Source organism: Rhodanobacter denitrificans (assembly GCF_003335105.1).
GTDB classification, from domain to species: domain Bacteria; phylum Pseudomonadota; class Gammaproteobacteria; order Xanthomonadales; family Rhodanobacteraceae; genus Rhodanobacter; species Rhodanobacter denitrificans_A.
This window is the reverse complement of record NZ_QFWQ01000007.1, coordinates 172,306-183,851: the sequence shown is the minus strand read 5'-3', so window position 1 is coordinate 183,851 and position 11,546 is coordinate 172,306. Positions and strand designations below refer to the sequence as shown.

Below are 11,546 nucleotides of genomic sequence, written 5' to 3'. Positions count from 1 at the left end.
TCATGTTCCGCACGCCCACTCAGCAACTCCTGCGCAGCGTCATGCTGGGCGCCATCGTGGCGCTGGCCGGCTGCGCCAGCCTGCCGCCACCGCCGGACAACGGCGCCCTGCAGCGCGAGGCGATGGCCGGCACGCAGAACCCGGTGCCCGCACCCCTGCCGCTGAACAACGGCGCATCGGAGGGCAGCACGGCCACGCCACCGTCGCAGCTCAGCCGGGGCAGCGGACAGTTCATCCGGCCCGGCGCGTTGAGCCAGCCGCGCCCGGCGGCCAGCGGCGGCGGCTCGGTGACCTTCAACTTCGAGAACCAGCCGGTACAGGCGGTGGTCAAGGCGATCCTGGGCGACCTGCTCAAGCAGAACTACACCATCGCACCGGGCGTGCAGGGCAACATCTCGTTCTCCACCGCCGAGCCGGTGGAGTCGAACCAGGCGCTGCCGATCCTGGAGACCCTGCTGTCGTGGACCGGCAACGCGCTGGTGCAACGCGCCGGCGGCTATGTGGTGCTGCCGCAGAAGGAGGCGGTGGCCGGCAACCTGGTGCCCAGCCTCGGCGCCAGCGCGCCCACGGGCGGGCTGCAGTCGCGGCTGTTCCCGCTGCATTACATCTCCGCCACCGAGATGCAGAAGCTGATCAAGCCGTTTGCGCGGGCGGATTCGACCCTGCTGGTGGACCCGGCGCGCAACCTGCTGGTGATGTCCGGCACCCCCGACGAGCTGGCCAACTACCAGCGCATGGTGCGCACCTTCGACGTCGACTGGCTGCGCGGCATGTCGGTGGGCGTGTTCAACCTGCAGTACGCCAGCGTCGGCGAACTGATGCCGAAACTGGATGGCATGTTCGGCGAAAAGGGGAGCACCCCGCTGGCCGGCATGCTGCGCTTCATCCCGATCGAGCGCACCAACGCACTGGTGGTGATCAGCACCCAGCCGGAATACCTGCAGGAGGTCGGCGACTGGATCACCCGCATCGACCGCGGCGGCGGCAACGAGCCGCAGTTGTTCGTCTACGACGTGCGCAACATCAAGGCATCGGACCTGGCCCGCTACCTGGCGCAGATCTACACCAGCGGCGCCGGCGGTGGCGGTGACAACGGCGGCCAGGTCGGGCCGGGCCTCGCCGCCGCCACCCTGGGCAGCGCGGAAAACGCCGGCGCGACCAGCATGGGCAGCACCGCGGGCAGCTTCGGCAACCCGGGCGGTGCGGGACGCGACAGCGGCCTCGGCGGCGCGGGCGGCGCGGGCGGCAACGTCGGCGCGGTCGGCGGCAATGGCCGCGACAGCAGCAGTGCAGGCGCGGGCGGCGGCTTCGGCAGCCGCTCGGCCGCCTTCGGCGGCGCGGCCGGTGGCGGCGCGTCCAGCGAGGCGCAGTACAGCTCCAGCGACGGCAGCGTGCGGATCAGTTCGGTCGACGGCAGCAACCAGTTGCTGGTGCGCGCGCGGCCGTCGCAGTGGGAGGAGATCAAGGGCGCGATCCACAAGCTCGACAACGTGCCGCTGCAGGTGCAGATCGAGACGCGCATCCTCGAGGTCAGCCTCACCGGCGAATTCCAGTTCGGCGTGCAGTGGTACCTGGAAGGACTGACCGGCAGCACCACCGACAGCAGCGGCAATATCGTGCCGGGCCAGCCATACCGGCACCGCCAGCTCGGCCTGGGCCAGGGCGGCAACGCGTTCCACGGCGAGCCGTTCTTCTACTCCTTCCTCAACAGCGACCTGCAGGTCGCTGTGCGCGCGATGGAGACCAGCGGCAACACCAAGACGTTGTCGGCGCCGTCGATGGTGGTGATGAACAACCAAGTGGCCAGCATCGCGGTCGGCAACCAGATCCCGATCAACCAGACCAGCGTGAACACCGGCCTCGGCGCGGCCACCAGCTACAGCCAGGTCAGCTACCTGAGTACCGGCGTGATCCTCAACGTGCAGCCGCGGATCAATCCCGGCGGCCTGGTCTACATGAACATCAGCCAGGAAGTGAGCCAGGCCGACAAATCGGTGCCGCTGGTCAACGGCAACCCGGCCATCTCGCAGCGCAAGCTGGCCACCCAGGTCGCGGTGCAGAGTGGCCAGACCGTGCTGCTGGGCGGCCTGATCGAGCAGGCCGAAGGCAACACCGATACCGGCATCCCCGGGCTCAATCGCGTGCCAGTGCTGGGCCGGCTGTTCGGCAACACCAGCCGCAGCCGCAACCGCACCGAGCTGATCGTGCTGATCACGCCGCGGGTGATCCGCGGCGGCGCGGACGCGAAGCAGATCACCGACGACTACCAGAGCAAGTTCGAGTCGCTGGCACCGCTGCGCGCGCCGACGCCCGCCAGCAGCAAGCCGTAGCAGACAGCCGCCCCGGCGTGTCGCCGGGGGGCGCGCGGCGGCGCCCGCTATCATCGGCGCGATGAATGCGCCGCCTTCGTTCCCGATCACCCCGCTGCTGCCCGAGATCCGCGCGTCGCTGGCGGCGACGCCGCGGCTGGTGCTGGAGGCGCCGCCGGGCGCGGGCAAGACCACCCAGGTGCCGCTGGCCCTGCTCGATGCGCCATGGCTCGCCGGGCGCAAGATCGTGATGCTGGAGCCGCGCCGGATCGCGGCGCGCGCCGCCGCGCAGTTCATGGCGCAGCAGCTCGGCGAGGCGGTCGGGCAAACTGTCGGCTACCGTATCCGCTTCGAGTCGAAAGTCAGCGCGGCGACCCGCATCGAAGTGGTCACCGAGGGCATCCTCACCCGGCTGGTCCAGCACGATCCGGAACTGGACGGCATCGGCGCGATCGTGTTCGACGAGTTCCACGAACGCCACCTCGCCGGCGACCTCGGCGCCGCGCTGGCGCTGGACGTGCAGGCCACGCTGCGGCCGGAGCTGCGCCTGCTGCTGATGTCGGCCACGCTGGACGGCGAGCGCATCGCGGCGTGGCTGGACGCGCCGTGGCTCGGCAGCCCGGGCCGCAGTTTTCCGGTGCGCGTCGACTATCCGCCGGCGCGCACGCAGGAAACGGTTGAACACCAGCTGGCCCGCGTCGCGCGGCAGGCGCTGGAAGAAAACGACGGCGACGTGCTGGCGTTCCTGCCCGGCCGGCGCGAAATCGCACGGACGCACGCCGTGCTGGCGCAGACGCTGACGCGCGACGACGTCGAGCTGGTCGCGCTGCACGGCGAATTGTCGCTGGCCGAGCAGCAGGCAGCGCTGGCGCCAGCCGAACCGGGCATGCGGAGAATCGTGCTGGCCACCAACGTGGCCGAGTCCAGCGTCACCCTGCCGGGCATCCGCGCGGTGGTCGACAGCGGACTCGCGCGCGAGCCGCGCTTCGACCCGAATTCCGGCTTCACCCGGCTGGAGACGGTGGCCATCTCGCAGGCCTCGGCCGACCAGCGCGCCGGCCGCGCCGGCCGCGTGGCGGCCGGTACGGCGTACCGGCTGTGGGCGCAGAGCCGGCGGCTGGAACCGGCGCGCGCGGCCGAGATCGTGCAGGCGGAACTTTCCGCCCTGGCGCTGGAGCTGGCGGCCTGGGGCAGCGACCAGCTGCGCTGGCTGGACCCGCCACCGCCCGGCGCGCTGGCGCAGGCGCGTGAGCTGCTGGCGAATCTTGACGCCCTGGACACCGATGGCCGCATCACCGCGCTCGGCCGGCGCATGCTGGAACTCGGCGCCACGCCGCGGCTTGGTGCCGCCGCCTTGCGTGCGCCGCCGGAGCTGCGGGCACTGATCGCCGACCTGCTGGCCTTGACGGAGGCGCGTTCGCCGCTGCGCGGCGCGCAGGCGCGCAGCGACGATTTCCGCGCCCGCGTCGCCGCGCTGCATGCCTGGCGCGACCGCCGTGGCTCATCCGTGCGCGGCGAAGCCGACAGCGGCGCGCTGGCGGCGATCGAACAGGCCAGCAAGGGCTGGCGCCGGCGCCTCGACGTGCGCACAGCGGCCAGCGGCGTACCCGACAGCCATGCGGTCGGCGACCTGCTGCTGCATGCGTTCCCCGATCGCATCGCGCGCCGCGACGGCAGTAACCCGCTGCGCTACACGCTGGCCAACGGCCGCGGCGTGCGCCTGCACGAAGACACCGCGCTGCTGGGCGAGCCCTGGCTGGTGGTGCTGGACCTGCGCCTGGAGGCGCGCGACAGCCTGGTGTTTGCCGCCGCACCGTTCGATCCGCGTGTGCTCGAACGCGACTTCCCGCTGCGCTTCACCCGCGAGCGCACGCTGCGCTGGAACGATGAGCGCGGCGCCGCCGAGGCGTTCGACGAGCGCCGCTTCGGTGCGATCGTGCTGGAGCGGCGCAGCGTGCCGGTGAAGGCCGCCGATGCATTGCCCGCGCTGCTTGCCGCCGTGCGTGCCAAAGGCGTCGAAGCGCTGCCGTGGAGCGATCCCGCGCGGCGACTGCGCGCGCGCATGCAGGCGCTGCGCGCGTGGATGCCCGAACTGGGCCTGCCCGATGTTTCCGAGCCGGCGCTGCTGGCCACCCTGGAGGAGTGGCTGGCGCCGTACCTCGAGGGCAAGCACCGGTTCGACGCGCTCAGCGCGGAGCAGCTGTCGCAGGCGCTGGCCACGCGGTTCGACTACGAGCAGCGTCGCATGCTCGATGCGCAGGCGCCGGAAAGCCTGCTGGTGCCGAGCGGGCAGAGCCGCCGGCTGGAGTACTCCGAAGGCGAGCCGCCGGTGCTGGCGGTGAAGCTGCAGGAGCTGTTCGGCCTGGCCGACACGCCGCGCATCGGTGGCGGCCGCATCCCGGTCACCCTGCACCTGCTCTCGCCGGCGGGCCGGCCGATCCAGGTGACGCAGGACCTGAAGGGATTCTGGGAGCGCACCTATCCGGAAGTGAAGAAGGAGCTGAAGGGCCGCTATCCGCGCCATCCGTGGCCGGACGACCCGTGGACGGCCACGCCCACACATCGCGCGAAACCGCGCGGGGGACGTTGATTCCGTCGCCTGCGTGGATGGGCATCGGTGCGGTTGTGTACCATCGGCGGCAACGGCATCGTGTGGTGGTTCCCTTGCCTGGAAAAAAGCATCCCGACGATTTGCTTCCCGCACCGCCGGATGACGGTGGCGCGGGCGATCCCGTGATCTCGCAACCCTCGCGGTGGCGAGTCGCCGCCTGGCTGTGGAGCCTGCTCGCGCTGCTGCTGGGGCTCTCGCTGGCGCTGGCCGCGCACGACCAGCAGAAGCAGCGGCTGCGGGCCGAACGCACGCTCGTCCGCAACGAGCTGGCCAACAAGGCCTGCATTTCGCTGCAGAGCCAGCTGCATGCCGCGGAGTCGCTGCTGCGCGCCGCGCAGTCGCTGTTCCTCTCCTCGGAGGAGGTGGAGGCGGGTGAATACGCCGGCTTCTACGCCAACATGCGGCCGCGCGAACAGTTCCCCAGCCTGCTTGCCCTGGCCTACGCCCAGCGCGAGCTGAGGCCGGACGGGGAGCATTACGTAACCCGCTGGGTCGAACCGGCGACTGGCAACGACAGCCTGGTCGGGCTCGATGTGGGCACGCAGCCGCGCAACCTCGCCGGCCTGCTGGCCTCGCGCGACAGCGACCAGGCGACCCTGTCGGCGCCATTCCATCCGGTGCAGCTGGCCGGATCCGGCATGGCGGGCGAAGGCGTCACCCTGCGGCTGCCGATCTACAGCACGGGTGCGCCGCCGCGGACCGTCGAGGAGCGGCGCGCGCGCATGCGCGGTTCGATCGCGGCATCGTTCCGGCTGGATGGCCTGATCGGCAACTCGCTGCCCGACTCGCTGACGCGCAACCTGCGCCTGCAGATCAGCGACGTCACCGGGGCGCAGGCGCTGCTCCTGTTCGATTCGGGCAACGGCCCGGTATGGCTGGGCGACGGCTACCGCTACGAGCGCAAGCTGGCTTACGGCGGGCGCGTATGGAATGTCCGCATGTGGCCGCTGCCGCACTACACCGGCGCGGGCGTGCGCGGAGGGGGCCAGGCGACCCTGTGGGCCGGCGTGCTGTCCAGCATCCTGCTGGCGCTGCTGGTCTACTCCGTCGTCAGTACCCGCCAGCGTGCGCTCGAACTGGGCTGGCGGATGAGCCGCCGTTATCGCGAGAGCGAGGAGCGCTTCCGCGCGCTGAACGACTTGCTGCCGGCGCTGGTGCTGCTGGCCGAGGCCGGGGACGGGCGGATCACCTACGCGAACCAGGCGGCGCGTGCGCGCCTTGGAGAACAGGTCGTCGGGCGCCGCCTGCCCGAGCTGTTCGAGGACCCGCACCTGCGCGCGCGGCTCGGCGGTGCCGACCCCGGCGATGGCGCGTGGACCGAAACCTTCCTGCACGGCGATGCGGGGTTGCGTTTCTGGGCCGATGTGGCGATCTCGCGGATTGCGCTGAACGAGGGCACCATGCTGCTGATGGTGGCCAGCGACATCAGCGAGCAGCGCCGGCTGACCGAGCGCTTGAGCCACCAGGCCAGCCACGATGCGCTGACCGAGCTCTACAACAGGCGCGAGTTCGAACTGCGCCTGCAGGCTGCGCTGGACAAGATCGACGCCGCGGCGCCGCCCGCCGTGCTGCTGTACCTGGACCTGGACCAGTTCAAGCTGATCAACGACACCTCCGGTCACCTCGCCGGGGACCAGTTGCTGACCCAACTGGCAGCCGTCATGCGCCGGCAGCTGGGCGTTGGCGACGTGCTGGCGCGGCTGGGCGGCGACGAGTTCGGCGTACTGGTCGCCAACGTGGCCGACCGGGCTGCCGCCGAGCAGGCGGCCGAGCACATGCGCCGCTGCATCGACGGCTACGTGTTCAGCTGGGAGAAGCGCAGCTACCTGGTCAGCGCCAGCATCGGCGGCGTGCTGGTCGATCGTCCGGGCGTGCTGGTGAAGGATCTGCTGGCGCAGGCGGATACCGCCTGCTATATGGCCAAGGAACTCGGCCGCAACCGCGTGCACTTCTACTCCGAGCGCGATGACGAGACGGTGCGCCGGCACGGCGAGATGGAGTGGGCGAACCGGCTGCGCTGGGCGGTCGACGAGGGCCGGCTGGTGCTGGCCTACCAGGAGATCCTGCCGCTGTCGCCGGCGGACGAACCCGGGCCCAGCGTCGAGCTGCTGCTGCGCTTCCGCGACGAAGCGGGCGAGCTGGTGGTGCCGGGCGTATTCCTGCCGGCGGCCGAGCGCTACGGCCTGATGCCGGCGGTCGACCGCTGGGTGATCGAGACCGCGCTGGTCCACTTCGACCGTCTGCATCCGGCAGGCGCGGGGCTGCGCATGGTGGCGATCAATCTTTCCGGCGCCAGCGTCGAGGACGAGGCGCTGGCCGGCCGGATCATCGGCTGGCTGCGCCACTATCGGGTGGATCCGTCGCGGGTGTGTTTCGAGATCACCGAGACCGTGGCGGTGCGCAACCTGTCGCAGGTGGTGCGCTTCATGGAGCAACTGCGTGCGGTGGGCTGCAAGGTTGCGCTGGACGATTTCGGCGCCGGCATGTCCTCGTTCACCTACTTGAAGAACCTGCCGCTGGACATCCTCAAGATCGACGGCAGCTTCGTGCGCGACATGCTCACCGATCCGGTCAGCCACCTGATGGTCAGGGCGGTCACCGATATCGGTCACCGGCTCGGCCTGGAGATTGTCGCCGAGTGGGTGGCCGACGCGGAAACCGTGCAGGCGCTGGCGACGCTGGGCGTAAACGGGGTACAGGGTTTCAGCCTGCACCGGCCCGAACTGGCGGTGTTCCAGCGCGACTGAGGCGGCGGATGTTTCGCCAGGGAAAAAAATGGCCCGGTCGTTGCCGACCGGGCCATCGAGCTCACATCGTCCCAGAATCCACCATGACGCCTGTCGAATGCAGGCTGCCGGTGTCCCGGGACACCCTTCGGTGGTTTACAGCACGATCGGGTGCGAGATGTCGCACTCGTTGGTGTCGTTCGACCAGGTGCTCTGCATGGCGTAGCTGCCGTTGCCCATCACGACATCCTGGGACTTGCCCTGGCCGGAGCTGATCCAGGCGCACTCGTCACCGTTCTCCTGGCCCTTGTTGCGGGAGCCCTTGACGTGATTGGTCCAGCCACCCGCCGGGTTCTGGTCGGTCACCGTCTCGGCGTACTCGTGGCCATTGACGATCGAGAAGCCGTCCACCAGACCCTGGGTGCCGCTGTTGACGAAGTTCTCGCCGCAGCTGGTACCCATGTCGTAGACATACGGCATGTTGGTGAAGGCCACGTCACCGACCGGCGAGGTGATGCCGTAGTTGTCGCCCTGCCAGTCGTGCCAGGCGCAGAAGTTGCCGGTGGAGGTGTTGAAGCCGTCCGGATGCGTGCCGGTCGGCGACAGGATGATGTACTGCGCGTAGCGGTTGGAGGCCGCCGTGGTGTTGCCAAAATGCTGGGCGGCGTTGACCGCTTCCTGCGCCAGCTGCGCGCCGGTGGCATTGGACGGGGAGGGCACCGAGTTGTCATACCAGACCGAGACCAGGGCGCCGTTCGAGGGATAGCCGATGTGGCTGGCGCTCGAGGCGCAGAAGGTGGCGCCGGTGGCGACGCCGCTGCCATCGCAGTACTGGGTCATCACGCCCGACCACAGTTCGCTGCCGGTGCCCAGGCCCTTGAACAGGTTCTGCAGGTACGGCACGGCATTCACCGGGTCGTTGCTCAGGGTCATGTTGCCCTTGGCGTCCGTGCCGGCGGTGCCCCACTGGCTGCCGTAGACCACGATGTAGACGCGCGGTGTGCCGCTGGTGACGCCGATACCGTCCACGCCGCCGCCATAGCTCAGGGTTTTCCCGCTGGTGGTCGTGCTGCTGCCGGGCTGGGCGGCGTGCAGGTTGTCGTACTGGTGCATGCGGGCCAGCGCTTCCCGGGTGGGAACCGCGCCGTGGCGATACGGATGCCCGTACGATGGCGCATAGGGGTTCGGTGCGAATTCATCCGTGTTGCCGGCGACCGCAGAACCCAGGGTTGCTGCGAGCAGGGCGGTGCTGGCGAAGGCGATGAGCAGATTGCGCTTCAATAACGTCGACATATGACTCCCCGTAGATTTTCAGGACAAACAAACCCGATGCGGTCGAATCGACCCCATGCAGGAATGACCGCATGATTTGCGGCGATTGGTTGTTGTTGCAGACTTGACCGGCATCCCGTGAATACCAGCGGTTACCCTTGATTGCGTCCATCGGGCAAGGCCGCCGCCGCTTTTCCGGGATGCCGGTTTTGCCGAACATCCCTCGGGGATCATTCGCCAACCTCCCAATTGGCGAATCCCGCAGACCGTAGGTCAGGGGGATGAAAACCGTCAATAGGATTTTTTGAAATATGGAATCAAAAGCACAAGGATTTCGATGCCAAATCGCATTCAATTCAAAGTCCTGTCAATCAGGCGCAATTAATTTCGGATAATGCGAAAGTTATTGCAGAGAGAAAACGTGTCCGGGGACGCCGGATAATCTTCAAGGATGCCCTGCCGGGTTTCAGTTGGTACGGTCCCGCGTCGCGCGCCCGATTCCCGCCGTGCACGAGCCGATTCCCCCGCCGGGCGACTGGCCCCGGTCAGGGTTTGCCGGGCGCCGTCGGCGAACGCGCGAAGCTGCCGGCGTCGCCGGGGAACACCACCGGGCTCTCATAGCCGTCGGCGGATACCGCCGATACGCCGAAGAACCAGTCGTCGATCACCACGTCCTGCAGCACCGCGTGGTCGACGTCGCCTACCGCCCGCGCGTGCTGCCATTGCGCCGCGGTGGTGTCGCGCCAGTACACGCGATAGCCGGCGGCGCCGGGCACCTTGCGCCACTTCAGCGTGGTGTCGGTGGTCACGGCGCCCGCAATGTCGACGCCGGTCGGCGGCGCCGGTGCGCGGCTCAGCGCGGCCATCGTGATGGTGTTCAACGCGGTGACGCGGGCGAGGTAGCGGAAGTCGATGCCGTCGATCGTGTCGCCGTAATGCACACCGCCCTCGGTGCGCAGGTCCTGGTGCTGCCGGGTGTAGTTCTCGTGCGCCTCGGTGACGCGCACGGCGGGGTAGCCCGCTTCCAGGAACGGCACCTGGTCGCCGCCTCGGGCGTAGCGGTCGGTGCGGTAGACCATGTGCACGTGGAAGTCGGGCAGGTAGCGGTCGGCGAGGCGGTCGAGGTAGCGGGCGAGGTTGCGCGAGGGCGAATCCACCTCGCCGCCATGGTAGCGGCGGTAGTTGGCCTGGGCCGGCGTCTCGTTGCTCCGGGTGCCCTCGGAGAACACCCGCACCGTGGTGTTGTCGACCACCCCGTTCTGGCCCCGGCTGTTGCCCACGATGTCGTTGTTGAGATCGGCCTCGACCTGCCAGCCGTGCGCGACCGCATAGTCGGCCAGCACCTTGCCGCCGTACAGGCCCTGCTCCTCGCCGGACAGCGCGGCGAACACCAGGGTGGCGTCGTTGTCCTGCTTCGACAGCAGCCGCGCGGCTTCCATCAGCGCGGCCACGCCGGAGGCATCGTCGTTCGCGCCGGGTGCATCACTGGTGGCGTCCATCACGTCGCTGACGCGCGAGTCGAGGTGGCCGGTCATCACGATCACCCGCTGCGGGTCGCGCTTGCCGCGCTTGATCGCGACCACGTCCATCACCTCGGTCGGCGTGGGGATGCGCTTGCCGCTGAATACCTGCGAGGGCGTGGCCACCTCGATGCAGCCGCCGCAGTCGCGCGAGATCGCCTCGAAACGTGCCTTCACCCAGCGCCGCGCGGCGCCGATGCCGCGGGTGTCGGACTTCGTGTCGGACAGCGTGTGGCGGGTGCCGAAGCCGACCAGCTTGGTGATCGTGGCGCGCAGCTCCGCCTCGCTGGGGGCGCCGGCCAGTGCGTGCAGCGCCGGTTGCTCGTGCGGCATGGCGGGGAGCGATGCCGCCTGGGCCGCCGCCACCGGCAGCATGGCGAGGAACAGGCTGGGCAGGAATCGATGCATGACGGGGATCCGCGTGAATGAGCCATCACCATACAACGGCCGGCCGGCGTGCAGGCAGGGACCCGGGCCGTCATGAAAAAAGGCCCGGTCGTCGCCGACCGGGCCCTGGGTTTTGCCGCTGCGCGTGCAGCGGCGACGAAGGCCGCCTTACTGCACGGTCAGCGTGATGTCGTCGAGCACGAACGAGGTCTGCAGCGACGAGTCTTCGCTGCCGGTGAACTTGATCGTCACCGTCTGCCCGATGTACGGGGTGAGGTTGGCCGTGTGCACGGCATAGCCGGTGGCCGCATTGACGTTCGAGAAGGTCGCCAGTGTGGCGAGCACCGAGCCCGAGCTGTTGAGTACCTGCACCTTCAGCGTGTCATACGCGGTCGAACCGCTCTCCGCCGTGTCGATGTGCAGGTAGTACGACAGGGTGGCCGAGGTCTTGCCGCTCGGGATGGCCACCGACTGCGACACCGTGTCGGTGTGGGTGGTGCCATAGCCGTCCAGCCAGGCGAACCAGGAGCCGCTATGGGCCACTTCGCCCGAGCAGCCGCTGTTGCTGCACAGCGTGCCGGAGCTCATCGACCACGGCGAGGACGAGCCGCTCTCGAAGCCGGTGTTGCCGAGCAGCTGGGACGGGCTGCTGCTGGAGACGCTCACCGAGGCGGTCTTGGAGTTGGTGCTGCCGTTCACGCTGTCGGTCACCGTCTCGGTG

General features: G+C 69.3%; 5 protein-coding genes and 1 pseudogene. 3 read left to right on the top strand and 3 right to left on the bottom strand.

Annotation, left to right across the window (positions count from 1 at the left end; all coding sequences use genetic code 11):
* The first annotated feature begins 2 nt into the window (after positions 1 to 2).
* The 3 genes from gspD to DEO45_RS12630 all read left to right on the top strand — a co-directional run bounded on the left by gspD (position 3) and on the right by DEO45_RS12630 (position 7,667).
* Positions 3 to 2,330, top strand: a complete 2,328-nt coding sequence (gene gspD, locus DEO45_RS12640; RefSeq protein ID WP_114344218.1) for a type II secretion system secretin GspD — start codon at positions 3 to 5, stop codon at positions 2,328 to 2,330.
* Between the two features lie 61 nt (positions 2,331 to 2,391).
* The gene (gene hrpB / locus DEO45_RS12635; protein ID WP_114344216.1) at positions 2,392 to 4,899 is read left to right on the top strand and encodes an ATP-dependent helicase HrpB; all 2,508 of its coding nucleotides are present in this window, start codon (positions 2,392 to 2,394) and stop codon (positions 4,897 to 4,899) included.
* Positions 4,900 to 5,042: 143 nt separating this feature from the next.
* The gene (locus tag DEO45_RS12630) at positions 5,043 to 7,667 is read left to right on the top strand and encodes a bifunctional diguanylate cyclase/phosphodiesterase (protein ID WP_223250866.1); all 2,625 of its coding nucleotides are present in this window, start codon (positions 5,043 to 5,045) and stop codon (positions 7,665 to 7,667) included.
* A gap of 135 nt (positions 7,668 to 7,802) precedes the next feature.
* Here DEO45_RS12630 and DEO45_RS12625 read toward each other — a convergent pair whose 3' ends face one another.
* The 3 genes and pseudogenes from DEO45_RS12625 to DEO45_RS12615 all read right to left on the bottom strand — a co-directional run.
* Positions 7,803 to 8,939, bottom strand: coding sequence for a hypothetical protein (locus tag DEO45_RS12625; RefSeq protein WP_114344212.1), 1,137 nt, complete (start codon positions 8,937 to 8,939; stop codon positions 7,803 to 7,805).
* A gap of 524 nt (positions 8,940 to 9,463) precedes the next feature.
* On the bottom strand, positions 9,464 to 10,846 hold the full coding sequence (locus DEO45_RS12620) for a M20/M25/M40 family metallo-hydrolase (protein ID WP_114344210.1): 1,383 nt from the start codon (positions 10,844 to 10,846) through the stop codon (positions 9,464 to 9,466).
* A gap of 147 nt (positions 10,847 to 10,993) precedes the next feature.
* Positions 10,994 to 11,546 (bottom strand): annotated as a pseudogene (locus DEO45_RS12615) (xanthomonalisin); the annotation flags it as partial.

Excerpts from the sequence above, each read along its gene's own strand:
- gspD (WP_114344218.1), top strand. The coding sequence starts at position 3 with ATGTTCCGCACGCCCACTCAGCAACTCCTGCGCAGCGTCATGCTGGGC.
- hrpB (WP_114344216.1), top strand. The coding sequence starts at position 2,392 with ATGAATGCGCCGCCTTCGTTCCCGATCACCCCGCTGCTGCCCGAGATC.
- DEO45_RS12625 (WP_114344212.1), bottom strand. The coding sequence starts at position 8,939 with ATGTCGACGTTATTGAAGCGCAATCTGCTCATCGCCTTCGCCAGCACC.
- DEO45_RS12620 (WP_114344210.1), bottom strand. The coding sequence starts at position 10,846 with ATGCATCGATTCCTGCCCAGCCTGTTCCTCGCCATGCTGCCGGTGGCG.